The following is a 26,120-nucleotide window of genomic DNA, read 5'->3' on the forward strand; positions in this document are numbered from 1 at the left end:
CTGGAGCCCCCGCCCGTCCCGCCGGCCGCCGTACGCGGCCGCGGCGCGGACCCGGCCGGCAGGCCGATCGCGCAACGCACCGCCCCGGTGCCGCCGACCTGTCGGGGCACCCGGCTAGGCTCGCTCCGGCGCGCCGCGCCCGGCGATCATCGTGGGGGGATCACACGGTGAACGGCACCACACCGCCGAGACCTGGGAGTACGACCAGTTGACCGCACAGCCTGAGACCCTCTACGGGGCCGACGACCTGACGCATCTGGAGGGCCTCGACGCCGTCCGCAAGCGCCCGGGCATGTACATCGGCTCGACCGACAGCCGTGGCGTGGGTCACCTCGTCAACGAGATCCTCGACAACTCGACCGACGAGGGTGTCGCCGGTCACGCCACGAAGGTCGACGTGATCCTGCACGCCGACGGCTCGGTCCAGGTCGACGACGACGGCCGGGGCATCCCCACCGACGTGCACGCCAAGTCCGGCATCTCCGGCGTCGAGCTGGTGCTGACCCGCCTGCACGCGGGCGGCAAGTTCGGCGGCTCCGGCTACAAGACCTCCGGCGGCCTGCACGGCGTCGGCGCGTCAGCGGTCAACGCGCTGTCCCGGCGCTTCGACGTCACCGTCCGGCGTGGCGGCAAGGTCCACGCCATGTCGTTCCGCCACGGCGTGCCGGGCGTCTTCGACGGCGACGGCCCGGACGCGCCGTTCACCCCCGGCCCCGGTCTCCAGATCGTCGGCGCGATCAAGCGCGGCCAGCGCACCGGCACCTCGATCCGCTGGTGGCACGACCCCCGCTACTTCGAGACCGGCGCCGCGCTCGACACCGAGGCGGTCCGGCTCAAGCTGCGCAACACCGCGTTCCTCGTCCCCGGTGTGGCCTACCGGCTGCGCGACGAGACCGGCGAGCAGAGCGTCGAGGAGAGCTTCCACTTCCCCGACGGCCTCACCGACATGGTGGAGTTCCTCGCCCCGGCCGGCGACCGGGCGGTCTCCGGCACGCTGCTGGTCACCGGCGAGGGCACCTACCGGGAGAACGCCGCCGACGCCAACGGCGTCATGCAGTCCAACGTGCAGCGCCGCGCCGAGGTCGAGGTGGCGTTCCGCTGGGGCACCGGCTACGAGCGCACCGTCGAGTGCTTCACCAACACCATCCGCAACGCCCACGGCGGCACCCACCGCAAGGGCTTCGAGCGGGCGCTGGCCCGCACCCTCGCCGACGCCGCCCGCAACGCCCGCGGCCTGCTCAAGCCCAAGGAGGACGCGCCCACCCTGGACGACGTCCTGGAGGGCATGACAGCAGTGGTGCACGTGCGCATCCCGGAGCCGCAGTTCACCTCGCAGACCAAGGACGAGCTGTCCACCGCAGGCATCACCAAGGTGCTCCAGGGCCTGGTCGAGGCGCACCTCAAGAGCTGGCTGGAGGACCGCCGGACCAAGGCCGAGGCCCGTACGGTGCTCCAGAAGATCGTCGACGCGGCCCGCGTCCGGCTCACCCAGAAGCAGCAGAAGGACGCCGCCCGCCGCAAGACCGCGCTGGAGGGCGCGGCCATGCCGGCCAAGCTCGTCGACTGCCGCGCCACCGGCGTGGAGCGCAGCGAACTGTTCATCGTGGAGGGCGACAGCGCGCTGGGCTGCTTTACCGGAGACACCATGGTCGCACTCGCCTCCGGTGAAGCCCGCTCATTCGCAGACCTCGCCGCCGACTGGGCACGGGGCGTCTCCCACTTCGGCTACACGACCAACAAGGCCGGTCGGGTGGTGGTCGCACCGCTTGAGGAGCCTCGGCTCACCAAACGGAACGCCGAACTGGTCCGCGTCACCCTAGACGACGGCGAGTCAATCCGATGCACGCCGGATCACCTCTTCCGGTTGCGCGACGGCTCCTACCGCCGCGCTGACGCGCTGACGCCCGGTGACTCACTGATGCCGCTCTACCGACGTCTCTCCAGCAAAGCCGAGGGGCACAACCTGCACGGCTACGAACAGATCTGGATGAACGACCGCGCGGAGTGGGTCTACACCCATTACCTCGCCGATGCCTGGAACATCCGGCACGGCAGGGACAGCGCCGCCGCCGAGCGGGCCCGGCTGTTCTTCGCCGACCCGGCTCGCCGTGAAGAGTGGCGCAAACGCTCGGTTGGTCAGTGGCAGGACGAAGACCTGCGTACGTGGCGGAGCCAGAAGACCAGCGAGCAGTTCACGGATCCGGCCGAACGGGAGCGGCAGCGTAACGCCGTTCTGGCCTGGCACGAGAGCAATCCGGAGTTCCGGCGAGCCCACTCCCGTCGAATGGCGGGCCGAATGTCCGGCCCGACCACCGGTCACCTTGCCAAGGCGCAGGCGGGGCGGGCCCGCTACGTAGCGGGTGTCCCCAGGGCCGAGCGGGTCGCACAGCAGAACGAGGGGCGACGGATGGCCGCTTTGCGGCGCCTCGCGCCGCTGGTGTCCCTAGCCGATGCGGAGATGGCCGCCGCGTATGAGGCCGAGCGGAAGCGGAGCGCACGGACCGGTCTGCGATTCGACCGGCTTCTGGCCCTGCACGGCGGCGACTACGAGCGGGTGCGCGATGCCGTCGCGCTCGTCAACCACAGCGTCGCTTCGGTCGAGCGTCTGAGTGAGACTGCCGACGTGTACGACCTGACGGTGGAGGGCTACCACAACTTCGCCCTGGAAGCCGGTGTGTTCGTGCACAACAGTGCACGGGTCGCACGGACGTCGGAGTACCAGGCGCTGCTGCCGATCCGCGGCAAGATCCTCAACGTGCAGAAGGCCAACCTCCAGCAGGTGCTGGACAACGCCGAGTGCGCCGCGATCGTGCAGGTGCTCGGCGCCGGCTCCGGGCGGACGTTCGACCTGTCCACCCTGCGGTACGGCCGGGTTCTCATCATGGCCGACGCGGACGTCGACGGCGCGCACATCCGTACCCTGCTGATCACGCTGTTCGCCCGCTACATGCGGCCGCTGATCGAGGCCGGGCGGCTCTACGCGGCGATGCCGCCCCTGCACAAGATCACCACGAAGGGGCGCAACCCGCAGACCGTCTACACCTACACCCAGGCCGAGATGGAGGCGACCGTGCGCAAGCTGGGGAAGGCCGGCAAGCAGATCGTCACGCCCATCCCGCGCTTCAAGGGACTCGGTGAGATGGACGCCGACGAGCTGTGGGAGACCACCATGAACCCGGCCACCCGTGCGGTCCGCCGGATCACGCTCGACGACGTCGAGGCCGCCGAGCGGATCCTCGAACTGCTCATGGGGGAGAAGGTCGAGCCCCGCCGCAACTGGCTGATCGACTCCGCCGACCGGGTCGACCGCGACGCCATCGACGCCTGACCAACGGGTTCGTCTCGGAAGGAAACCGCACCATGGCACGCCGCAAGGACGACCGCGCCAAGGCTGACCTGGCCGCCTTCGACCAGGCCGGCGCCCGCGTCTTCGACAACCCGCTGGTCACCGAGGTCTCGGACTCCTACCTGGAGTACGCGTTCTCGGTCATCCACTCCCGCGCCCTGCCCGACGCGCGCGACGGGCTCAAGCCGGTGCACCGGCGCATCCTCTGGTCGATGCACGAGCAGGGCCACCGCCCGGACCGGGGCCACGTCAAGAGCGCCCGGATCGTCGGCGACACGATGGGCAAGTACCATCCGCACGGCGACACGGCGATCTACGACGCGATGGTGCGGCTGGCGCAGGACTTCTCGCTGAACGTCCCACTCATCGACGGGCACGGCAACTTCGGTTCGCCGGACGACGGACCGGCCGCGGCGCGCTACTGCGTCGTGGGTGACACCCGGATCCGCCTGGCCGATGGCAGCAGCCCTCGGATCGGTGATGTGGTCGACCTGCCGCCGAACAGCGAGGCGGAGGCCGATTTCGAAGTCCTCGACAAGGACGGCAAAGCGGTTCGCGTCAACAAGGTCTTCAACTCGGGCGTCCACCCGACGCTCCGGATCACGACTGAGACCGGATTCTCCCTGCGGGGTAGTGAGAATCATCTGGTTCTCTGCCTCGAAGCCCCGGTGGGCGTCCCTGTCTTTCAGTGGCGTCGGCTCGACGAGGTAACGCCGGGCTTGGTGGTCTGTATCGCTCGGAACGCATGGAACCAGGTCGTTCCCACCGCCCGTGAGTACATGCTCGGCGTGCTCGGTGGTGCGTGGGTCTCTGAAGGCTTCGCGAGCGAGTCGCGGGCAGGATTCAGCAATACCGACGAGCATTTCTTCGGCGAGGTCCTGTATGCCTACGACCGGGTCGTGGCTGGACGACGCTACGTCAACGAACGGCACACGCGCCGAGACCGTCGCCGCATACACGAACTTGACGTCCAGGACGTCGCCGGCGGGATGGACGCCTTCCGGGCGAGTCCACTCGCCGAGCTCATCGGTCACCAGGCGAGGGACAAGTTCGTGCCCGAATTCGTCTGGGCAGGGGGGTGGGGCATCAAGCGGGCCTTCCTGATGGCCCTCTTCGAAGGTGACGGCGGAGTCCGCGTCGCCGACAGCAGCTTCACCATCCAGTACACCAGCTACAGCGAGCGTCTGGCTCGGGAGGTGCAAGAACTGCTCGCGGAGTTCGGTGTGATCGCCTGCCGACGCCACTACACCCGGCCCAGTGGCTCGGTGGAGCACCGCTTGGTGATATCCGGGACGCGAAATATCAGAGCTTTCGCAACTCGTGTCGGCTTCCTCCGTACCAAGCAGGCGGTGCTGGCCGAGATGTTGCGGCACGCGCCGCTGCGCCCGCATCGGCTCAGCCAGGACCATGTCCCCTTTGTGGCCGACTACGTGCGCAGCAGCATCGACTTCGATCGTCGGGGCAGCGGACGAAAGTGGCTCACCAGCCACAACTTCGATCGTGTCGAGCGGTGGGAGACCGAACGACTCCGCATCATCGACCGCATCAAGGACACCGAGATCCTTGCCACGATCCTGCCCGTCATGGATGCGGGCTATCGATACGAGAAGGTCGTCGCGGTCTCTCCCGACGAGCCGGCGGAGGTCTATTCCGTTCGAGTCGAATCCGCCGACCACTCCTTCCTGGCCGGTGGTTTCGTCAACCACAACACCGAAGCCCGGATGTCCCGGGAGGCGATGCTGCTCGTCGGCGAGCTGGGTGAGGACACAGTCGACGTCGAGCCGAACTACGACGGCTCGCTGACCCAGCCCACTGTGCTGCCGGCGGCGTTCCCGAACCTGCTGGTCAACGGTGCGTCCGGCATCGCGGTCGGCATGGCGACGAACATGATTCCGCACAACCTCGGCGAGGTGGTCCAGGCGGCCCGGTGGCTGATCAACCACCCGGACGCCACGCTCGACAAGCTCATGGAGTTCGTGCCCGGCCCCGACCTGCCGACCGGCGGGGTGCTGCTCGGCCTGGACGAGGTGCGCCGCGCGTACGAGACCGGGCGCGGCGTGGTGCGCATGCGCGGCCGGGTGGAGATCGGCCCGCTGGAGGGCAGCCGTGGCCGGCAGGCCATCACCGTGACCGAGCTGCCGTACGGTGTCGGCGCCGAGAAGGTCATCGCGGCCATCACCAACGAGGTGAACAAGACCAAGCGGCTGACCGGCATCGCCGACGTCAAGGACCTCACCGACCGGGAGAACGGCACCCGCCTGGTGGTGGAGTGCAAGGTCGGGGTCAATCCCCAGGCGCTGCTGGCCGACCTCTACCGGCTCACCCCGCTGGAGCAGTCCTTCGGCGTGAACAACCTGGTGCTCGTCGACGGCCAGCCCCGCACGCTCGGGCTCAAGGAACTGCTCGACGTGTTCCTGGCCCACCGCTACGAGGTGGTGACCCGGCGCAGCGCGTACCGCAAGCGCAAGCGGGAGGAGCGCCTGCACCTGGTCGACGGCCTGTTGATCGCCCTGCTCGACATCGACCGGGTGGTCAAGCTGATCCGCGCCAGCGAGGACGCCCAGGCCGCCAAGGACGGCCTGATGCAGCGGTTCAAGCTCTCCGAGATCCAGGCGACCTACATCCTGGACACTCCGCTGCGCCGGCTGACCAAGTACGACCGGCTGGAACTGGAGGCCGAGCAGGAGAAGCTGCGCGGCGAGATCGCCGAGCTGTCGAAGATCCTGGACGACGAGAAGGTGCTGCGGAAGGTGGTCTCCGACGAGCTGGCCGCCGTGGTCAAGCAGTTCGGTGCGCCGCGACGCACCACGCTCGTCGACGGCGACCTCAAGGAGGTGCTCGCCGCCTCGGTGCCCGCCGGTCCGCTGGAGGTCGCCGACGACCCGTGCCAGGTCATCCTCTCCGCCACCGGACTGGTGGCGCGGACCGCGGCCGAGTCGGAGGAGGCCGCCGAGGCGCGCCGGCGCAGCGGCCGGGTCAAGCACGACGCGGTACGCGCGCTCGTGCACTCCACCGCCCGTGGCCGGGTGCTGCTGGTGACCAGCGCCGGCCGCGCGTTCAAGATCGACGTGCTGCCGTTGCCGGTGCTGCCGGAGCAGTCCGGCACGGTGTCGCTGCGCGGCGGCATGTCGGCGGCGGAACTGGTGCCGCTGGAGCCGGGCGAGACGGTGGTCGGGCTCGCCCCGCTGGGCCCGTCCGCGCAGGGGTCGCCCGGCCTGGCGCTCGGCACGCGGGCGGGTGTGGTGAAGGTGTGCGCCCCGGACTGGCCGGTCCGTTCCGACGAGTTCGAGGTGATCTCGCTGCGTGACGGCGACGAGGTGGTCGGCGCGACCTGGCTGACCGACGGCGCCGAGACGCTGGCGTTCGTCTCGTCGGAGGCGTCGCTGCTGCGCTTCGCCGCATCCGTGGTGCGCCCGCAGGGGCTCAGGGGCGGCGGCATGGCCGGTATCAACCTGCCGGGCGGCGCGCGTGCGGTCTTCTTCGGCGCGATCCGCACCGACGACTCGAAGCACGGTGAGCCGATGGTGGTCACGTCGACCGGAGCCACAGTGAAGGTGACGCCGTTCAAGGCGTATCCGGCGAAGGGAAGGGCGACCGGCGGCGTACGCGCGCAGCGGTTCCTCAAGGGCGAGGTGGAGTTGTCGGTGGCCTGGATCGGCCCGCGGCCGGTGGGCGCGACCGCCACCGGCGATCCGGTGGAGTTGCCCCCGGCCGACCCGCGCCGAGACGGCTCCGGTTTCGCCGTGATGCTCGGCCCGGCCGTCGTGGGCCACCACATCGACCGCGACTGACGGGTAGGGGCGGGGCGGCCCACCCCACCCGCCCCTGACGGTCAGTCCCGCTCGGCCGCCCCTCTCGGCCGCCCTCCGGCGCGTCGTCGGGGCGCTCGACCCGGTTGATCAAGGAGTTTGCGGCCCATTCACGCCTCCCACCGGCCGCAAACCCCTTGATCACCGCAGCGTGGGTGCCCTCGCGGACAGGGCATGCCGGCCTGCTGGCGCACTCCTGGACCGTCTGGGCAGAGACGCCCGTCCTGCCCGGTCGATCATGAGGTTAGCGGCGACAAAACGGACACCGAACGCCGTCAACCTCATGATCGACGCAGCCGGGGCAGGGCTGGCCCGGGGTGGGAGCGGGGCGCCGCGCGGCCCGGCTCACGTGATCTTGCAGTTCGGGCCTCCGGGTGCCCCGATCGCACCCCCACCGCCTGTTGACCATGGAGTTGGCGGGCGTGAATCGGGCAATGTGTGCCGCTAACTTCATGATCAACGGGGTGGGGCCCGCGGGCGGGCCGTGGGGTGGGGCCGTGGGGTGGGGTGGGTGGGTCAGAGTTCGGGGGTGGGGGACTGGCGGGACTCGGGGGTCGTGCCGCGCAGGCGGGCGATCAGGCGCATGCCGTGGTAGATGACCAGGGCGGCAGCAGTGCCGAGCGCGATGCCGTTGAACGACAGGTCGCCCGCGGTCAGCGTGTAGTTGGCGGCGCCGATGATCACCGCCACGGCGGCGGTGAACAGGTTGATCGGGTCGTGGAAGTCGACTCGGCTCTCGATCCAGATCCGGGCGCCCAGAATGGCGATCAGGCCGTACAGGGCGGTGGTGGCGCCGCCGAGCACGCCGGCCGGCACGGTCAGGATCAGCGCGCCGAACTTCGGGCAGAGCCCGAGCAGGATCGCCGTGGCGCCGGCCACCCAGTACGCGGCCGTGGAGTAGACGCGCGTCGCCGCCATCACGCCGATGTTCTCCGCGTACGTGGTGGTGCCGGAACCGCCGCCGGAGCCGGCCAGCACCGTGGCGACGCCGTCGCCCAGCAGCGCCCGGCCCATGTCGCGGTCCAGGTTGCGGCCGGTCATCGCGGCGACTGCCTTGACGTGCCCGGCGTTCTCCGCGATCAGCACCAGGATCACCGGGATGACGAGCACGACGGCGCGCGCGTCGAAGCTCGGCGTGTGGAACTCGGGGAAACCGATCCAGGCCGCCTGCCGCAGCCCGCGGACGGCCTGCTGGTCGAGGTTGCCGGTGAGCGCGGCGAGCACCCAGCCGGCCACGACGCCGACGAGGATCGACAGCCGCGCCACGAAGCCGCGGAACAGCACAGTGGTGAGCAGGATCGCGACGAGGGTGACCACGGCGATCAGCGGCTGCGCCTTCACGCCGGTGCCGGAGCCGTCGCCGTCCCAGGCGACGGGCGCGAGGTTGAGGCCGATCAGCATGACGATCGCGCCGGTGACCACCGGCGGCATCAGCGCGTCGATCCAGCGGGAGCCGGCCACCTGCACCACCACGCCGACGATCGCCAGCGCGACGCCCGCGACCACGATGCCGCCGAGGGCCGCGCCGATGCCGCCGTCGGTCTTCGCCGCCAGGACCGGCGCGATGAACGCGAACGACGAGCCGAGGTACGAGGGCAGCCGGTTGCCGGTGATCAGCAGGAACAGCAGCGTGCCGAGCCCGGAGAACAGCAGCGTGGTGGCGGGCGGGAACCCGGTGATCAGCGGGACGGTGAAGGTGGCGCCGAACATGGCGACCACGTGCTGCGCGCCCACGCCGATGGTGCGCGGCCAGGAGAGCCGTTCGTCGGGCTGGACCACGTCGCCGGGGCGTACCCGGCGGCCGTCGCCGTGCAGGGTCCACGGGGACCAGCGGGAGGTGGGGGACTGGGTCATCGGTCGCCCTTCGCGTCATCGGGTGACGGGGGCGTGATCGACCCTGGGAGTTGTTTCTAGCACGTGCCCTGGCGAGACGTGGGCCCGCCCCGGGCTCAGGCGACGCCTGTGGGACGGAACTGGACGCTGACCCGGGGGCCGACCGGCCGGGTGGTCTTCGGCACCGCGTGTTCCCAGGTGCGCTGGCAGGAGCCGCCCATGACCACGAGGTCGCCGTGGCCGAGCGGGAACCGCAGGCTGCCGCCGCCTCCGCCGCGGGGGCGTAGCAGCAGCGCGCGCGGGGAGCCGAACGAGACGATCGCCACCATGGTGTCGGTGTGCGCGGAGCGGCCCAGGGTGTCGCCGTGCCAGGCCACGCTGTCGTGGCCGTCGCGGTAGAGGCACATGCCGGCGGTGACGAACGGCTCGCCCAGTTCGGGCGCGTAGTGCCGGGTGAGGGCGTCCCGGGCCGCGGTGAGCACCGGGTGCGGCAGCGGCCGGCCGGCGGCGTACCAGCAGAGCAGCCGGGGCACGTCGACCTCGGTGTCGTACATGGTGCGGCGTTCGGCCCGCCAGGGCACGTCGTGGCGCAGCGTGTCGAGCACCTCGTCGGAGCCGCGCACCCAGCCGGGCAGGTGGTCGACCCAGGCGCCCCGGCTCAGTTCATGCCGGCGCAGCGCCCCGGCGAGCGGGCCCAGGGTCGGGCCCTGCTCGGCCAGGTCGAGCATCGAGGGCTGGTACGCGTCGGACACGCAGCCGATCGTACCCCGCTCTCGAACAGGCGTACGACGGTCAGCGCCGCAGCATCCGGCGGACCTTGCCCGGGACGGCCTGCTTGATCCGCTCCCGGAGCTGCTGCGAGCGCATCGCGTCGATGGCGGCGGTGAGCTGGGCGTTCTCGTCGCGCAGCCGTTCGATGCGGGTCAGCAGTTCGGCCGGCGTGGTGGCGGCGGCGGGCCGGACGGCCGGCGGGAACACCGTCTCGCCGACCCGCCGGTCGAAGCGCGTGGCGCTGTCGCCGTCGGCGAACGAGGTGCCGAGGCCCTGCTTGGCCAGGAACGCGGTGATGGTCTCGAAGCGGGCCTTGTGGCCGTCGTTGAGCGCTGTGTAGTCGGCCTCGGCGTAGAGGTCGGCGGCGTCGACGTCGGCCGGCACGTCCCGCATGATCCGGTGCGGGATGCCGAAGTAGCGGGCCAGTTCCAGGGTGCGCGAGTCGTGCGCGAACAGGTAGCCGGGCGTGCCGGCGACGAGCGCGGTGATGGTGCCGTGGATGCGGGTGCCGAACGCGAAGTCGTACCCGGACAGGTGCGACATCCAGGTCCACGGGTCGACGAACATGCGCACCTTGTCCTCGGCGAACAGCGGGTGCGAGGTGTGCAGCGGGATGTCGCTGCTCTGGCCCCGGTGCTCGGGCGCGTCGCCGTAGAGCAGGGTGCCGAGCGTCCGCAGGTCCTGCGGCACGTAGCAGAGGTTCGGGTAGCGCTCCTGGTGGTGGCGGACCACCGAGGCCATCGAGCGGACGTACGGGGAGATGGTGAGCGCGACCTTCGAATCGGCGGTCAGCTCCGGGCGGCTCTTCTCCAGCTGGAACGTGTCGCCGTGCAGGAACATCGACGGGCAGCCGATCTGCTCCACGGCGGAGAAGCCCAGCGCGTTGAGGTAGCTCTCGGTCACCTCGCCGCGTACGCCGATGCTGTGCGAGCGGTCCAGCACTGCCTTGCAGAACGCGCGGACCGGCTCGTCGATCGGCCGCAGGTACTCGCGGTCGCCGTCGACGTTCGTCTGCACGCCGACGCCGAGCACCACCACCGGGATCTTCAGCCGCTCGATCAGCCGGGTCAGCGGGGTGAGCCGGTGCACGAAGCTGCGCCGGAACGCGTTCGCCAGCGGTACGACGAACACGTCGTGCCGCTCGTTGATCTCGTCGGCGAGGCGCGGGTCGGCCGGGGTGCGTGTCGGTGTGATCTCGGCCGTGGAGGTGGCGAGCAGCTTGTGCGCGGCGTGGCTGAAGACCAGGTTGCCGCTGTTGTCGCCGATCCAGTTGCCGGCGAACGTCTCCTCGGGCGTGAGGACGTCGAACGGGCCCTTGCGGGCGCGGAGCAGGATCCGCTGGTGCATCCGGTTCGCTCACCTTCCGTACGGCACGGCGTGCGGGCGGAGCCGGGTGGGTGCCCGCGCGTGCAGAACGGAAATCCTATCCGCCGGCCCAGCGGAGCCGACCGGACGTCGGCTCGCCGGGAACGTCCCGGTTCCCCGGGGTAGGGTGCCCGGAATGACCAGCGCGCCGACCGTCACCCGTGCCCCACGACTGCCGTCGCTGACCGGATTGCGGTGGGTCGCCGCGCTGCTGGTCTTCGCCTTCCACGCCGGCACCATGGGGATCATCGCCGAGCCGCACCTGAAGACAATGGTGGACAAGGCGTTCAGCCTGGGCCTGTCCGGCGTCGAGTTCTTCTTCATCCTCAGCGGCTTCGTGCTGGTCTGGTCGTACCGGGACGGTGAGCGCGCGTGGACGTTCCTGCGCCGCCGGTTCGCCAAGATCTACCCGAACCACGTGGTGACGTTCGTCGCGGCGCTGGCGGTCGCGGCCTGGTTCGCCGACCCGGTCGTGCCGTGGGCCGCGATCGCCAACCTCTTCCTGGTCCAGGCGTGGATCCCGATCGGCGGCTACTTCTACAGCGTCAACAACGTGAGCTGGTCGCTCTCCTGCGAGCTGGCCTTCTACCTGTGCCTGCCGCTCGTGGTGCCGTGGCTGCGCCGGGCCCGTACCGGGGTGCTGCGGACCGTCCTGGTCGCGGCGCCGCTGCTCATCCTGGCGCTGTGGCCCGGCCAGCAGTTGGTGCCGGAGGAGCAGCGGTGGTGGTTCACCCAGATCCTCCCGGTGACCCGGTCGCTGGAGTTCTGGATGGGCGTGGCCGCCGCCGAGCTGATGCGCCGGCACCGCTGGCGCGGACCGAACCTCGCCGCTGCCACCGGGATCTTCGTCGCCACCTGGGTGATCGCCGCGCTGTGGATCCCGGCCGAGTTCTGGGCGGCGCTGCTCGCTGTCGCGTACCTGCTGGTCATCGCCGCCGCGGCGGACGCCGACGTGCGCGGCCGCCCCACCCCCTGGCGGTCCCGGGCGATGGTCTGGCTCGGTGAGGTCTCGTTCGCCTTCTACCTGGTCCACGTGCTGGTCATGGTCACAGTGCTGCGGCTGACCGGGCACTGGGGGAACGGCCTGCCCGGCTGGCGCGGCCCGGTCGCGGTGCTCGGCTTCCTGGTGGTCACGCTCGCGCTGGCCGCCGCGCTGCACCGCTGGGTGGAGACACCGATGATGCGCCTGCTCGGCCCGTCCCGCCGGGCCCGCGCGGCGTCGCGCGCACCGGCCGTGCCGGCTCCGCGCAGGCCCGCCGAGACCGCCGCCGGCCCGGTCGCCGACGGCGGCGCGAGGCCCGTCACCGGTCCGGCCGAGGACATCGAGTACGCCGGGCGGCGTCGCCCGGACTGACACGCGCACACGTCCGCCGGTCGATCCGCGACACGCCGTGCGGCGGTGCGTTAGTGGGGGGTTCGGCGGTAATTTGTACCCGTGCTTCCGATCGCGCTCACCTGCCCCGTCTGGTGGGTGGCGCGCTGGACCGCCCGGATGCTCGCCAGTCTCGCCGTGGTCGTCGCCTGTTCGTTCGGCGCCGCCACGCTGCCGTCCGGTGTCGCCGCTGCCGCCCCGGCTCCGGCGGTCGCCGCCTCGACGTACACGGTCACCGGCGCCTCGACCGCGACGCGGCCGGAGGCCGACCGCGTGGCCGAGCGGCAGGCCCCTCCCGCCGAGGTGCCGGCGCCCGAGCCCCGGGCGGCCGTCCCGGCCGTCGCGGAGCCGGTCCCGGCCGGACGGGCCGCCGCACCGGCCGGCCCGCGGGCCCCGCCCGCCCGCTGACCCGCTCACGGGCCGCGCCCGTTCCCCGCACCCACCGCACGTCATCCCCGCACCCGCCCCGGCGGCCCTCTCCACCGGCTCGCCCCGGCGAGGTCGTGCGGGCCCTCCCGCCAGGTCCTTCCCGTGAGGTGCCGACCATGTCGCAGACCGCTCTGTACCACTTCCTCACCTCCGTGCCCGAGGCCGCCGCCATCTGGTCCTTCCTGCTGCTGCTCGCGCTGGGCCTGCTCGCCGTGCTCGTCGCCCGGCCCGAACGCGACCCCGCGCCGGAGGCGGCCCCCGAACCGGCCGACGCCGACGCCGCCCGCCGCGACGACCTGATCCGGTACGCCGAGGAGGTCGCGGTGGCCGCCGCCGGGGCCGCCCAGACGGCACGTCGCCGCCGGGAGCGGTGGCTGGCCGCGCAGGACGACGCGGACCGGGCCTGGACCGCGTACGACGAGGCGGACACCGCCGCCCGCCGCCTCGCCGGCGCCGCCGCGCTGCCCGCCCCGCGCACGCCACGCACCCCTGCCGAGTACGCGGCCCGGGAGCGCTGGCTGCACCACGCCGCCATGACGGCGCACTGGCGGGGCGACCTGACCGCCCGTCAGCTCGCCGACGTGCTGGCGCGCCGCAACGGGTGGGATCCGCGCCGGCACCCGGCCGCGCAGGAGATCGTGCTGGCCCGCACCGTCCGGGACGGGCGCCGGGCCGGATGGGAGAGCGCCGCCGCGCGGGAGCGGGCAGCCTGGCGGGACGCCGAACTGGCCGCCGAGGCCGCCCGGACGCTCGCCGCCGAGGCGTACGCGGCCACTGCGGCGCTGCGGCCCGTCCCGGCGTACCGGAGCGCGACGCCGAGCGCCTCGCCGGTGCCCGCGTCGGTCCGGAACGCGCGGTGGCGACCGGCCCGGGTCGGCTGAGACGGCCGTCTCGACCGAATCGTTACCCGGAACGTGGTGAACCCGGTCACCCGGGCCGCCGAAACGGGCGTCGGGCGCAGAACAGGTCACCGAGTTGCGCAATTGCGCGCGGGGTCCTCGCCGTCTGTCCGCTTTCCGCCGCCGGGTGCCGTCGAAACTGCTTGTCCCATTGAGTGAAGTCAGTAACCGGGTGTTCCGAAATCCGTTACCAAGGATCATGTTTACGCAGGTCGGGGCGCTTGGCAGGGGACATACCCACCGGTAGTGTCGGCGCGTCCGATGCGGTAATCGATCGCCGACGGCGACGCCGCACCGACCCGCCTAATCGTGTTCCACGAACCGGGGACCCATGAGCAACATCGGGGTGAATCCGCGAGCCCACGGCCCGCGGTAGGGCGTACTTCCCGCCCGAATCCGTCAGCTAACCCGGTCGGCGGCCACGGAAGGAGTACCCCTCGTGCCCACCCCTCGATCGTCCCCCCGCCTCCACGGCACCGCGGTGCCCTCGCGCGCCTGACGCGCGACCGGCAACCGCCCCCTTGGGCGCCCGGCATCACGGGCGTTCCCGATCCCCCGGCCATCCGGCCCGCCAGCACGTGTGAGTTCCTCCGCGTGCCGGGCCGGCGTGCGCCGCTCACGCCCCGTGGAGGATTTCGTGAAGCACCACCTGAAGCGTCAGCTGCGACGGATCGTCACCGAACGCCCGTACCAGATCATCGCCGGCTCGGCCGCCGCGCTCGTGCTGGCCGCCGGTGCCGGCACCGTCGCCACCGCCGGTGACGACGCCCCGGTCCAGGAGAACACCGCGGCGGTCGCCGAGCTCGGCGCCGCCCGCCTCGGCGAGCAGCCCGCCAGCCGCAGCGAGGCCCGCATCGCCGTACCGCAGGCGCCGCCAAGCGTCTCCGCCACGGCCGGCGCGTCGCCGAGCGCCTCCCCGTCCGCGAAGGTCACGGCCGACCCGGACACCACGCCCAAGGCCAAGCCGAAGCCGCCGTCGAGCAAGTCGCTCGACTACGACTACCAGGCGCAGATCAACTACTTCTACTGCGGCCCGGCCGCCGTGCGCAACGCGCTCAGCGCCGCCGGCATCGAGCGCAGCCAGGATGCGCTCGCCGGCCCTCTCGGCACCACCGAGATGGGCACCAACTCGGCCGAGGACACCACCCGTGTGCTCAACCAGCAGGTCAAGGGCAACCCGTACCGGACCCGGATGATTCCCGGCTCGGCCACCCCGGCCCAGATGGACCGCCTCCAGGCCGACGTGGTCGAGGCGATCAGCAACGGCCGGGGGGTCGTCGCGAACGTCGCCGGTACGGCCACCGACACCAACGGTGGCTGGCACTCGTTCCCGGGCGGCCACTACGTCGCGGTGGTCGGCTACAAGGACGACGGCCGGACCGTACGGATCGCCGACTCGGCCGACCCGTCGCTGCCCTCGTACTGGGTCACCACGATCGACCTGGCGCACTGGATCGCCAGCCGCGGCTACTCCGCCTGAGAAGTCCCGCACGCTCCGAAGGCCGGCACCCCACCCCGGGGTGCCGGCCTTCCCCGCCCCCGCTCCGCCCTCGCCCCCGGGGCCCTCGGCTCGCTGACCTTGCACTTGTGGCCCTGTCATAGCGGACGAGCCGGGCATCCTTGGGGCCGCAACTGCAAGATCGAGGGGGCGAGGGGGGTGGGGGTTCGGTCTCGCGTGGGCGGGGCGGGCGGTGGCAGACTGCGCCAATGGGCGATGCGACGGGGAAGCGGCACCTGATTCTCCTGCACGGCATGGGTGCCACCGGCGAGGTGTGGCTGCCCTGGGCGCCGCTGCTGGAGCGCCGCTGGCCCGGCCGCTGGCTCGCTCCCGACCTGGCGGGTCACGGCTGGTCGCCGCCGCTCGACGGCTACTCGTTCGAGGCCCTGGCCCAGCGCGTGGTCGACGGGCTCGGCCCGGTCCGGCTCGGCCCCGAGGACCGGCTGGTGCTGCTCGGGCACTCGCTCGGCGGGGTGGTGGCGCTGGCGCTCGCGGCCCGGCAGCGAGGGCTTCCGGTCGACGCGGTGGTCGGGCTCGGCATCAAGGCGGTCTGGTCCCCGGCCGAGCTGGCGAAGTCGGTGGAACTGGCTGCCCGGCCGGTCACCTGGTTCGCCACCCGTGACGAGGCGGCCCGCCGCTACCTGCGGGTCTCCGGGCTCGCCGGGCTGTTCGCCCCGGACCATCCGGTGGTGGAGGCGGGACTGCGGCGGAAGGACGGCCGCTGGCGGCTCGCCATGGACCCGGCGGCGTTCGCGGTCGGGGAGCCCCGGCTGCCGGTGCTGCTGGACACCACCGATGTGCCGGTGCTGCTGGCCCGGGGCGAGCTGGACCCGATGGTGACCGACGCGCAGCTCAAGGAACTGGGCGTGCCGGTGGCCACGCTGCCCGGGCTGGGCCACAACGCGCACGTCGAGGACCCGGAGGCGGTGCTCGCCCTGCTCGACCCGTACCTCTGAGCGGGCGAGCCGGGCGCGCGACGGGCCGGGCCGCCCGCGTTTCTAGCCGGCCGCGCGCGGCACCGGGACCGCCCAGTCGGGTTCCAGCTCCCGGCGGGCGGCGGACAGGAACGCCTCGGCGTACCCGTCGGCGGGGAAGTCGCCCAGGTAACGGGTCCGGGCCGCCCAGCGCTGCGCCGCCTTCGGGTCGGCGTCCAGCAGGCCGGTGAGCACCTCGTCCACGTTGGACATGTCGCGCCGCAGCACGTAGCCGGACGCCGCGAGCGGGAACCGCTCGACGAAGTGCTCGCCGTCGGCGCCGGTGTCGGTGACCGCGTACGGCTTGCCGGAGTAGAGCCAGTCGGAGATGACCCCTGACACGTCGGAGACCAGCGCGTCGGCGCGGTTGACGCACTCGGTGAGCGTCAGTTCGCGGGCCGCGGCGGCACCCCACAGGTGCGTCCGGCCCGTCCTGGCGCGGTCGGCGGCGAGCAGTTCGGTGAGCCGGGCGAGCTGGCGGGCCGAGGCCGGGTTCTTGCCGGTGTACGGGTGGGCGCGCAGGATCACCGCGGCGCCCCGGTCGATCAACCGGCGGATCAGCGTCTCGGCCACCGGCAGCGAGCAGTAGTTCGCGTCGGCGTGGTGCCCGGTCCAGGTCGGGGTGTAGAGGACCGTGGGGTGTGCCGCCGGGGTGACCGGCTCCCGGCGTACCTCGATCGCCTCGACCTGGGGCCGGCCGACCACGACGAACTTGTCGGCGGGGATCTCCACGCCGGCGCGGGCGTACCTGTCGATCGCGGCCTGCCCGGCCACGAAGATCTTGTCGAAGATGGCCGAGACCGGGTTGGCGCTGGGGGCCTTGTCGCTGTCGCCGTGGTGCAGCTGCACGTGGGTGAGCTGGTTGAACCGGATCACGTGGGCGTTCTTCGCGCCGTGGTTGACGTAGAACGCGACCCGCAGGCTGGGCACCAGCGCCTCGTCGAGCGCCTTCAGTGTGGGGCAGAGGACCACCGGCGCGCTGGTGGCGGCGGCCACCGCGGGCAGGAGCTCCGGCTCGCGCAGCACCACCACGAACGGGCGGCCGATCCGTTCCAGGTAGGGCAGCCACATGGTGACCTGGTACTCCGAGCCGGGCGGCGCGGAGAAGTGCAGCACGAACTCGGGCCGGTGGCGGCGCAGTGCCCGGCCGACCGGGCCGCCTCCGGCGGGCGGCCGGAACCGGCGCCGGGCGAGGTCCAGCGCGACCGCCCCGCATCCGGCGCCGACGAGCAGCGTGGCGGCGAGCGCCGTCCAGGCCGGCAGCGTCAGGGCGGCGGAGAGCGCCACCAGGGCGAGTAGCACCAGCAGCGCGTCGCCGAGCCGGGCGGCGACCACAGGTGTCCACGCGCGGACCGGGAGGTTCGCCGCCCGGATCTCCAGCGCGCCGGCCTGCCGCAGCGGCCCGACCAGCAGCACCAGGCCGAGCAGGACCAGCGCGGTGGCGGTGAGCGCCGGGTCGAACCCGTCGTCGAGGCGCCGGGCGTAGCCGACCAGGATGCCGGCGGCGACGAGCACCGTCTCGGCGAGGCCGTCGGCGGACGGCCGGACCCGGCGCTCCCAGGCGGTGGCGGCGAGCGCCGCGACCGCCAGGGCCAGGCCCCAGCCGGTGGCGCCGGTGAGCGCCACGACGAGGAAGGCCAGCACCGCCAGCCCGGTGGTCAGCCCCCGGGCGAGCAGCTTGCGGACCAGGTCACCACGCATCTGGTACGTCCCGTCGGGTTCAGGCGTCGGCGGACAGCTCGGACCGGTGCGGGCCCGGCTGGGCCGGTACGGCGGCCACCTGCTCGCCGGGGGACCGGCGTACGTCGACCACCTGGCCGGTCAGGTCGGAGATCAGCACGTCCAGGGACGCCTGCGCGACCGCCTCGGAGGAGAGCAGCGTGTGCTCCGGCTCCTCGCCGAACGCCCGCGTCCGCATCGGAGTCGCGGTGCGTTCCGGGTTGACGCAGTTGACCCGTACGCCGAACTCGGCCCACTCGTCGGCGAGCGCCTGGGTCAGGTTGACCAGCGCGGCCTTGGTGGCCGAGTAGAGCGCGTAGCGGGCCCGGCCCCGGGTGTACGAGCTGGACGTGTAGAGCAGCAACTGGCCCTTGGTCTGCTGCAGGTACGGCAGGGACTGGCGCGCGATGGTGACCGGGCCGACGAAGTTGACGTGCAGGAGGCGGTCCATCGTCTCGGAGTCCATCTCGGCCAGCGCGCCCTTCTCCAGGATGCCGGCGGTGACCACCACGTGGTCGATCCGGCCGGTCGCCTCGAAGGCGGTCTTCAGCGCGGCGGCCACGTCCTCGGCGCGCTCGACGTGCGTGCCGGTGGTGGAGCGGCTGAACGGGAAGACCTGGGCGCCGTAGCCGCGGGCCAGTTCGGCCAGGTCGTGGCCGATGCCGTAACTGCCGCCGAAGACCACGACGGTCCGGCCGGTCAGCTCCTCGGCGTAGCTGCGGTGGTCGGTCAGCCGGGGTGCCTGGGCGGCGGCGAGCTGGAACAGCTTGTCGGCCAGGTGCACGTCGACCGGGTGGGTGACCTTGATGTTCTCGTCCGAGCCGTCGATCACCTTGATCGGCGTGCCGGGCAGGTAGCGCAGCACCACGCCGCAGTCGTCGGTGGCGGCGAAGTCGGGGTCGCCCTCGGCGCGGCGGTACGCCTCGCGGATGGTGCCGGAGCGGAACGCCTGCGGGGTCTGGCCGCGGCGCAGCCGGGAGCGGACCGGGATGTCGGTGATGCAGTCGTCCGCGTCGACCTGGATGATCGTGTCGGCGGACGGGATGGCCACGTCGACAGCCGAGTACGTCCAGAGCGCGTTCACGCACTCGCGCACGATCCGGGCGCTGACCAGCGGGCGGACCGCGTCGTGGAAGAGGATGTTGACGTCGCCCTCGCCGACCGCGTCGAGCGCGATCCGAGTGGTGTCGTTGCGGGTCTCGCCGCCCTCGATCACCTTGGTGACCTTGCGGAAGCCGGCGTCGGCGACGATGCGCCGAGCGTCGTCGACGTGACCGGTGGCCATCAGCACGATGATCTCGTCGATCTCCGGCGCGGCCTCGAAGACGGCGAGGGTGTGCTCGATGATCGGCTTACCGGCGATCTTGAGGAGCTGCTTCGGGATGCCCAGCCCGAGGCGCGTGCCGGTCCCCCCGGCGAGGATCACGGCCACCGTACGCGCGGGGCGCCAGGGTGCCGGGCTCGCCGGCGCGGCGTCCGGTGCGGTGGTGTGGTCCTGCGTCATTGCCGTACCTCACTCTGGGTGAAACGGGATGGATCCGAAAACCTTAACGCGTACCCCGGAGCGCACCGCCCCGGGCGGAACCCGGTGCGGTGCGCTCCAGGGCGCTACTTCTGGTTCTCGTACGCGTCGCAGACCTCCTTGGTGGGGCCGTCCATCTTCAGGACGCCGCTCTCCAGCCAGATGGTCCGCTCACAGGTGTCCCGGATCGAGCCGATCGAGTGGCTGACCAGGAAGACGGTGCCGGCGCTGTCGCGCAGCTCGCGGACCCGCTGCTCGCTGCGGACCCGGAACTTGCGGTCGCCGGTGGCCAGCGCCTCGTCGATGAGCAGCACGTCGTGCTTCTTCGCCGAGGAGATCGCGAAGCGCAGCCGTGCGCCCATGCCGGACGAGTAGGTGCGCATCGGCAGCGAGGCGAAGTCGCCCCGCTCGTTGATCCCGGAGAACTCGATGATCTCCGGGGCGATCTTCTTGACCTCGTCCGGGTGCATGCCCATGGCGAGGCAGCCGAGCACCACGTTGCGCTCACCGGACAGGTCGTTGAGCAGTGCGGCGTTGACGCCGAGCAGCGACGGCTGGCCCTGGGTGTAGACGGCGCCGCGGGCCGGCGGGAGCAGCCCGGCGATGGCCCGCAGCAGTGTGGACTTGCCGGAGCCGTTGCTGCCGATCAGGCCGATCGCCTCACCCTCGTACGCGGTGAAGCTGACGCCCTTGACCGCGTGCACCTCGCGGATGTTCGGCGCCTTGGTGCGGGAGACGATGCGCTTGAGCGCGGAGACCGGGGTGGTGCCGCCGGTCGCGCCCTTGTGGATCCGGTAGATCACGTGCACGTCGTCCACCACCACTGTGGGGACGCGGCCCGAGTCGGTCACCGGGCCGGCGTTCAGCGGCAGGGTCTGCTCAGCCACGGCCGTACTCCTTCTCTCCGCGCCAGAAGTAGACGAACCCGCCGACGCCCATCACGACCGCCCAGAACACCCCGAGCGCCCACAGCTTCGCCGGGGAGCTCACCAGGTGCGCCTGGTGCGAGTCGAGCAGCGCGTAGCGGGCCAGCTCGATGAAGACCAGCGGTGGGTTCCACTCCAGGATGTTGGCCGCCCACGGCGGCAGGTGCTCGCGGATGAGCGTCACCGGGTAGAGCACGCCGGAGGCGTACAGCCAGGTGCGCATCACGAACGGCATGACCTGCTTGAGGTCGGTGACCTTGGAGCCGAGACGGGCCATGACCATGCTCAGCCCGACGTTGAAGATCGTCTGGAGCAGCAGCATCGGGAGGACCAGGACCCAGCGGAACGTGAGCGGCTCGCCGGTGACGAGCACGATGCCGGCCAGCACCACCATCGACATGAGCAGCTGCTGGAGCTGCACCAGCGTGACCGTGATCGGCAGCGCCGCCCGGGGGAACTGGAGCGCCCGGATCAGGCCCAGGTTGCCGGTGATCGCGCTGACGCCGTTGGAGGCCGCGGTCTGCGTGAAGATGAAGATGAAGACGCCGGTGCACAGGTACGCGATGAAGTTCGGCACGTTCCGGTGCTGGCCCAGGATGACGCCGAAGATCAGGAAGTAGACGGCCGCGTTGGTGAGCGGTGTCAGCACCTGCCAGAGCTGGCCGAGCTGGGTGTTGCTCAGCGAGGAGGCGACCTTCGCCCGCGAGTACGCGGTCATGAAGTGCCGGTACGCCCACAACCGGCGGGCGTACTCGCCCAGGGGCGGTCGTTCCCCGGCCACCCGCAGTCCGTACCGCTGGGCCAGCTGGGCCCGGGTCAGTCCGGATTCGGGGTCGGCCACCGCGGTGTTGGCCATGTTCAGGCGCTCCGATCTTTCGTGCTGATGGGGAGCAGTGCGGTGAATGAGATCCAGCGTGGCCGGGCGGGGAGGAGCCGCCTCGCTGCTGCATGGAAGGTAGTCCACCGAACGTCGGGACGCAACCGTACCGTCGTTGCGCTACATTGTTCCACGTGACGACCGAGAAGAGGCGTGCCCCGGCCGGCGCGGCGGTGCTGCGCGGGGAGATCACCAGTGCCATCCGCGCCGCCGTGATGCAGGAGTTGGCCGAGGTGGGCTACGGTCGCCTCTCCATCGAGGCGGTGGCCCGCCGGGCCGGTGTGAGCAAGACCGCCATCTACCGCCGCTGGCGTTCCAAGCTCGATCTGGTGCTGGACATGGTCTCGGCGGTGGCGGGCCGGAACATCCCGCTGCTGGACACCGGCAGCCTCCTCGGCGACCTGGAGATCCTGCTGCACGTGATGGCGCGTGCACTGCGTCACCGGCTGGCCGCGCAGATCATCCCGGACCTGCTGGCCGAGGCGGCCCGCAACCCGCAGATCGCGGAGAAGCTGCAGGCCGCCCTGGACGACTACCAGCAGGCCATCGGCCGGATCCTGATCGGCCGGGCGGTCGAGCGCGGTGAGCTGTCCGCGGACACCGACCGGCGCGCCGCCGTCGATCTCATCGTCGGCCCGGTCTACTGGCGGATGGCGATCTCCCGGGCCCCGCTGGAGCCCACCGAGGTGCCCCGGATGGCGGCCGCGATCGTCGCCGCCCTGCGGGTAGCATGCGTGGGGCCTGTACGCGACGAGGTGGAAGTCTGAACCCCGGACCACCCCCGGAGGGCCGTCGTCGATCATGAACAGAAGGTCACATCCGGTCGGACAATCAGTGCAACCCACTGGTCTTCCCGACAGACCGGTACCATCCCCCGAAATGTCTCTCTCATGAGCCACGCGTCGACAGGAGGAAGCCCCATGGTCGGGCCGCATCCAGAGTTCATTCCCCCCGCACGGCCGATCATCGGCGAGGCCGAGATCGAGGCGGCCGTCCGGGTGCTGCGGAGCGGCCGGGTCGTGCAGGGCCCCGAGGTCGCCGCGTTCGAGGAGGAGTTCGGCGATCTGGTCGGCGGCCGGCACTGCGTCGCCGTCAACTCCGGCACCTCCGCGCTCCAGCTGACGCTGATGGCGCTCGGCTTCGGCCCGGGTGACGAGATCATCGTCCCGTCCTTCTCCTTCGCCGCCAGCGGCAACGCGGTCCGGCTGGTCGGCGCCGAGCCGGTCTTCGTGGACATCGAGCCGGGCAGCTTCTGCGTCGACCCGGAGGCGGTCGCCGCGGCGATCACGCCGAAGACGGTCGCGATCATGCCGGTGCACCTCTACGGCCACCCGGCCGCGATGGACCGGATCATGGCGATCGCGCAGCAGCACGGCCTCGCCGTGGTCGAGGACGCCGCGCAGGCGCACGGCGCCGAGCTGAACGGCACCCCGGTCGGCGCGTTCGGCACCGCCGGCTGCTTCAGCTTCTACCCGACGAAGAACATGCACTCCCTCGAGGGCGGCATGATCACCACCGCCGACGCGGACCTCGCCCGCACCCTGCGGCTGCTGCGCAACCAGGGCATGGAGCAGCGGTACGCCAACGAGATCGTCGGTGCCAACATGCGGATGACGGACGTGGCCGCCGCCATCGGCCGGGTGCAGCTCACCCAGCTCGCCGAGTGGACCGAGCAGCGCCGCGCCAACGCCAAGTTCCTCGACTCGGCGATCACCGGCATGGTCACCCCGCCGGTCGCCGACGGCGCCAAGCACGTCTACCACCAGTACACCGTGCGGGTGCGGGGCGACCGGGACGCCGCCCAGGCCCGCCTCACCGAGCTGGGCATCGGCAACGCGGTCTACTACCCGACCCCGATCCACCGGCTCAAGCCGTACCTCGACGCCGACGGCAAGCCGGGCGCGTGGGACCTGCCGGAGACCGAGCGGGCCGCCGCCGAGGTGGTCTCGCTGCCGGTGCACCCGTCGCTGAGTCCCGCCGACCTGGAGCGGATCGCCGAGGGCGCGAACCTGGCCGGCGGTGCCCGATGAGCGGCGGCGGACGGAAGCTGCGGGCCGGCCTGATCGGCCTCGGCGCGATGGGCCGCAACCACGCCCGCGTGCTGTCCAACCTGGACGGCGTCGAGCTGGTCGGCGTGGTCGACCCGGCCGGCGACGTGACCGGCACGCTGCGCGCGCCCGTCGTACCCGAGCTGAGCGACCTGCTCGCCCTCGGCGTCGACTACGCGGTGGTGGCCTGCCCGACGGCGCTGCACGAACCGATCGGCATGGAGCTGGCCGCCAACGGCGTCTGCGCGCTCATCGAGAAGCCGCTCGCCCAGTCCGTCGACGCCGCCACCCGGCTGGTCGAGGCGTTCGAGAACGCCGGCCTGGTCGCCGGCGTCGGGCACATCGAGCGCTACAACCCGGCGCTGCAGAGCCTGCGCACCCGCCTGGAGGCGGGCGAGCTGGGCGAGGTGTTCCAGGTCGTGACCCGGCGCCAGGGCCCGTTCCCGCACCGGATCGCCGACGTCGGCGTGGTGATGGACCTGGCCACCCACGACATCGACCTGACCGCCTGGGTGACCGGCCAGCAGTACAGCTCGGTCGCCGCCCGCACGGTCTCGCGCAGCGGCCGGCTGCACGAGGACATGGTCGCCGTGGTCGGCCAGCTCGCCGACGGCACGATGGTCAACCACCTGGTGAACTGGCTCAGCCCGCTCAAGGAGCGGTCGACCGTGGTCACCGGTGACAAGGGCTGCTTCGTGGCCGACACGCTCACCGCCGACCTGACCTTCTACGCCAACGCCGCCATCGACACCGAGTGGGAGGCGCTGCGCGCGTTCCGCGGCGTGGCCGAGGGCGACATGGTCCGCTACGCGATCCCGAAGCGGGAGCCGCTGCTGGTCGAGCACGAGCGCTTCCGGGACGCGGTCGAGGGCAAGCAGAGCGATATCGTCACGCTGCGGCAGGGTCTGCGTACCGTGCAGGTCGCGGCCGCCCTGCTGGAGTCGTCCGCCGACGGCAAGGTCGTGTCCGTCGCGGCCAGCGGCAGCGACGCGGAGCCGGCACTGCGATGAGCCCGGCGCCGGTGCGGCGGACGGTCTCCGCGGTACGGCGGCGGATTCCCCGGCGGTGGCGCATCGCGCTCCGCCGGGCCGCCGCCGGCACGCGCCCCTGGGAGACCCCTTCGGTACGTGAACTGTGTGAACTTCCCGCCGGCACGCCGCTGCTGGTGCACGCCGGCGGGATCACCGGCGACCGGGCGCTGGCCGGCGTGCTGCGCGCCCTGGCCCGGTTGCCCGAGTTCCACCTGGCGCTGGTCTGCGACCCGGCGGAGCAGGCGGCCGCCCAGGACCTGGTCCGCCGGGCCGGCAAGGCCCGACGCCGAGTCCACCCTGTTCCGCGCCCCCGTACGATGACGGCCGCGTTCCTCGCCTCGGGGGACGTGGCCGTGTTCGGGTTCGCCCCGGACGCCGGTCTCGGGCTGCTCGACACCTGCCTCGCCGCCGGGCTGCGGGTGGTCGCCGCCGACAACCGGGTGGTCCGCGAGCACCTGGCCCGCCACCGGGCCGGTGACTTCTACGCGCCCGGCTCGGTGCCCTCCTTCGCCAAGGCGGTCGAACGGGCCTGGCAACGGGGCGACGACGTGCCGGAGCCGCAGGAGCCGGCGGTCGCGCCGGTCGAGGCCGGCACCCCGGGCCGGTGGCGGGCGCTCGGCGCCGGACCGGTCCGGCTGGGTCTGGGCACGGCGAACTACGCCGGGCAGCTCTCCGCCCTCGCGATGGCGATCAGCGCCGCGCGGGCAGACGTCGGCATCGAGCTGGTCGTGGCCAAGCCACCGGCCACCTACCGGTACCCGGCCGACCGGTATCTGCACTTCCCCGGCGAGCACCGGCTCGACGTGCAGGTGCAGCAGGCCGCGCGGGTGCTCGGCTGGTACACGCACCTGATCGTGGACGCGTTCCGGCCGGTGCTCGGCCGGCTCAACGGCGACGACATCGCCGCGGACCTGCCCGCGCTGCGCCGGGCCCGGCTCAAGGTCGCGCTGCTGGCGCACGGCAGTGAGATCCGCCACCCCGGCGCGCACCTGGAACGGCACGCCGAGTCCGCGTTCCGGGACGCGCCGGAGGAGCTGCGCGAGCGGCTCACCGTGGTGGCCGAGCGGAACCGGCGCACCGCCGAGGAGAGCGGCCTGCCGTTCTTCGTCACCACGCCGGACCTGCTGGACGACGTGCCGTTCGCCACCTGGGCGCCGCTGATCGTGGACGTGGACGCCTGGGCCTGCGACCGCCCGGTACTGGAACGCACCCGGCCGGTGGTCCTGCACGCCCCGTCCAACCGCTGGACCAAGGGCACCGACCGGCTCCTGCCCCGGTTGCAGGAGCTGCACGATCGACGGATCATCGAACTGCGCCTGGTGGAGGGTCTGCCGCACAGCGAGATGCACCGCCTGGTGCAGGACTGCGACATCGTGGTCGACCAGTTGGTGATGGGCAGCTACGGCACCTTCTCCTGTGAGGGGATGGCCGCCGGCAAGGTCGTGGTGGCGTACGTGAGCGAAGGACCGCACCGGGCCGCCGGGGTCCGGCCGCCGATCGCCAACGCCACACCCGGCACGCTCGTCAAGACGATCGAGTCGCTGCTCGACGACAGGCCCGCCGCGGTCGCCCTGGCCGCGGAGGGCGCGCGTTACGTCCGTGACCACCACGACGGCCGGCGGACCGCCGAGGCATTCGACGCCTTCCTCCGGTAACCCGCCGACCGTCCGTGCACCGCCCCGCCAACGAGGAGAAGCACCC

Annotated in this window: 17 protein-coding genes, 4 pseudogenes and 1 riboswitch; of the genes and pseudogenes, 14 read left to right on the forward strand and 7 right to left on the reverse strand. The window is 72.1% G+C overall.

The features are described 5' to 3' along the window. Positions 1 to 151: 151 nt before the first annotated feature. The 5 genes and pseudogenes from O7622_RS29210 to O7622_RS29230 all read left to right on the forward strand — a co-directional run. Positions 152 to 1,627 (forward strand): annotated as a pseudogene (locus O7622_RS29210) (ATP-binding protein); the annotation flags it as partial. After that, on the forward strand, positions 1,604 to 3,328 hold the full coding sequence (locus tag O7622_RS29215) for a toprim domain-containing protein (protein ID WP_348774075.1): 1,725 nt from the start codon (positions 1,604 to 1,606) through the stop codon (positions 3,326 to 3,328). The pseudogene O7622_RS29210 and the gene O7622_RS29215, both read left to right, overlap by 24 nt. Positions 3,329 to 3,360: 32 nt before the next feature. After that, positions 3,361 to 3,768, forward strand: a pseudogene (locus O7622_RS29220) (DNA gyrase subunit A); the annotation flags it as partial. Positions 3,769 to 3,774: 6 nt separating this feature from the next. Then, positions 3,775 to 4,662: pseudogene (locus O7622_RS29225) on the forward strand (LAGLIDADG family homing endonuclease); the annotation flags it as partial. Positions 4,663 to 5,055: 393 nt separating this feature from the next. After that, a pseudogene (locus tag O7622_RS29230) lies at positions 5,056 to 7,137 on the forward strand (DNA gyrase subunit A); the annotation flags it as partial. 534 nt (positions 7,138 to 7,671) lie between these two features. On the opposite strand, the gene O7622_RS13725 reads toward O7622_RS29230, so the two are convergent. The 3 genes from O7622_RS13725 to O7622_RS13735 all read right to left on the reverse strand — a co-directional run bounded on the left by O7622_RS13725 (position 7,672) and on the right by O7622_RS13735 (position 11,106). Further along, complete coding sequence (locus O7622_RS13725; protein WP_282313700.1) at positions 7,672 to 9,009, reverse strand: solute carrier family 23 protein; 1,338 nt, start codon at positions 9,007 to 9,009, stop codon at positions 7,672 to 7,674. A gap of 95 nt (positions 9,010 to 9,104) precedes the next feature. Next, a complete protein-coding gene (locus O7622_RS13730) occupies positions 9,105 to 9,740 on the reverse strand; it encodes an alpha-ketoglutarate-dependent dioxygenase AlkB (RefSeq protein WP_282313701.1) in 636 nt (211 codons plus the stop codon). Positions 9,741 to 9,780: 40 nt separating this feature from the next. After that, the gene (locus tag O7622_RS13735; RefSeq protein WP_282313702.1) at positions 9,781 to 11,106 is read right to left on the reverse strand and encodes a polysaccharide pyruvyl transferase family protein; all 1,326 of its coding nucleotides are present in this window, start codon (positions 11,104 to 11,106) and stop codon (positions 9,781 to 9,783) included. A 154-nt stretch (positions 11,107 to 11,260) separates the two neighbouring features. Here O7622_RS13735 and O7622_RS13740 point away from each other — a divergent pair, with 154 nt between their 5' ends. The 5 genes from O7622_RS13740 (at position 11,261) to O7622_RS13760 (ending at position 16,278) form a co-directional block, all read left to right on the forward strand. Further along, entirely contained in the window at positions 11,261 to 12,478 is a 1,218-nt protein-coding gene (locus O7622_RS13740; RefSeq protein ID WP_282313703.1) for an acyltransferase, read from the forward strand. Between the two features lie 81 nt (positions 12,479 to 12,559). Then, positions 12,560 to 12,904, forward strand: a complete 345-nt coding sequence (locus tag O7622_RS13745) for a hypothetical protein (RefSeq protein WP_282313704.1) — start codon at positions 12,560 to 12,562, stop codon at positions 12,902 to 12,904. A gap of 137 nt (positions 12,905 to 13,041) precedes the next feature. Continuing rightward, positions 13,042 to 13,806: a hypothetical protein gene (locus O7622_RS13750; protein ID WP_282313705.1), complete on the forward strand. Its 765-nt coding sequence runs from the start codon at positions 13,042 to 13,044 to the stop codon at positions 13,804 to 13,806. 308 nt (positions 13,807 to 14,114) lie between these two features. Then, a riboswitch (cyclic di-AMP (ydaO/yuaA leader) is annotated at positions 14,115 to 14,257 on the forward strand. A 192-nt stretch (positions 14,258 to 14,449) separates the two neighbouring features. Next, entirely contained in the window at positions 14,450 to 15,304 is an 855-nt protein-coding gene (locus O7622_RS13755; RefSeq protein ID WP_282313706.1) for a C39 family peptidase, read from the forward strand. Between the two features lie 227 nt (positions 15,305 to 15,531). Continuing rightward, on the forward strand, positions 15,532 to 16,278 hold the full coding sequence (locus O7622_RS13760) for an alpha/beta fold hydrolase (RefSeq protein ID WP_282313707.1): 747 nt from the start codon (positions 15,532 to 15,534) through the stop codon (positions 16,276 to 16,278). Positions 16,279 to 16,320: 42 nt separating this feature from the next. On the opposite strand, the gene O7622_RS13765 is transcribed toward O7622_RS13760, so the two are convergent. From O7622_RS13765 to O7622_RS13780, 4 genes are all read right to left on the reverse strand, one after another. Then, on the reverse strand, positions 16,321 to 17,997 hold the full coding sequence (locus tag O7622_RS13765) for a CDP-glycerol glycerophosphotransferase family protein (protein ID WP_282313708.1): 1,677 nt from the start codon (positions 17,995 to 17,997) through the stop codon (positions 16,321 to 16,323). 19 nt (positions 17,998 to 18,016) lie between these two features. Then, positions 18,017 to 19,519 (reverse strand): bifunctional cytidylyltransferase/SDR family oxidoreductase, encoded by a 1,503-nt coding sequence (locus tag O7622_RS13770; protein WP_282313709.1) that lies wholly within the window; start codon positions 19,517 to 19,519, stop codon positions 18,017 to 18,019. Positions 19,520 to 19,623: 104 nt separating this feature from the next. Continuing rightward, positions 19,624 to 20,424: an ABC transporter ATP-binding protein gene (locus tag O7622_RS13775; protein WP_135239213.1), complete on the reverse strand. Its 801-nt coding sequence runs from the start codon at positions 20,422 to 20,424 to the stop codon at positions 19,624 to 19,626. Further along, complete coding sequence (locus O7622_RS13780) at positions 20,417 to 21,319, reverse strand: ABC transporter permease (protein WP_282313710.1); 903 nt, start codon at positions 21,317 to 21,319, stop codon at positions 20,417 to 20,419. The genes O7622_RS13775 and O7622_RS13780 overlap by 8 nt, the downstream gene beginning before the upstream one ends. A 155-nt stretch (positions 21,320 to 21,474) precedes the next feature. Between O7622_RS13780 and O7622_RS13785 the strand changes: the two genes are divergently transcribed. The 4 genes from O7622_RS13785 (at position 21,475) to O7622_RS13800 (ending at position 26,074) form a co-directional block, all read left to right on the forward strand. Next, a complete protein-coding gene (locus O7622_RS13785; RefSeq protein ID WP_013285261.1) occupies positions 21,475 to 22,107 on the forward strand; it encodes a TetR/AcrR family transcriptional regulator in 633 nt (210 codons plus the stop codon). Between the two features lie 153 nt (positions 22,108 to 22,260). Continuing rightward, positions 22,261 to 23,370 carry a DegT/DnrJ/EryC1/StrS family aminotransferase gene (locus O7622_RS13790; RefSeq protein WP_282313711.1) on the forward strand — a complete coding sequence of 370 codons (1,110 nt, stop codon included), beginning with the start codon at positions 22,261 to 22,263 and terminating at the stop codon, positions 23,368 to 23,370. Then, positions 23,367 to 24,398, forward strand: a complete 1,032-nt coding sequence (locus O7622_RS13795; protein WP_282313712.1) for a Gfo/Idh/MocA family oxidoreductase — start codon at positions 23,367 to 23,369, stop codon at positions 24,396 to 24,398. The genes O7622_RS13790 and O7622_RS13795 overlap by 4 nt, the downstream gene beginning before the upstream one ends. Continuing rightward, on the forward strand, positions 24,395 to 26,074 hold the full coding sequence (locus O7622_RS13800; protein WP_282313713.1) for a glycosyl transferase family 1: 1,680 nt from the start codon (positions 24,395 to 24,397) through the stop codon (positions 26,072 to 26,074). The genes O7622_RS13795 and O7622_RS13800 overlap by 4 nt, the downstream gene beginning before the upstream one ends. Positions 26,075 to 26,120 lie beyond the last annotated feature (46 nt).

It is taken from the genome of Micromonospora sp. WMMD1076, from assembly GCF_029581475.1.
Taxonomy (GTDB): domain Bacteria; phylum Actinomycetota; class Actinomycetes; order Mycobacteriales; family Micromonosporaceae; genus Micromonospora; species Micromonospora aurantiaca.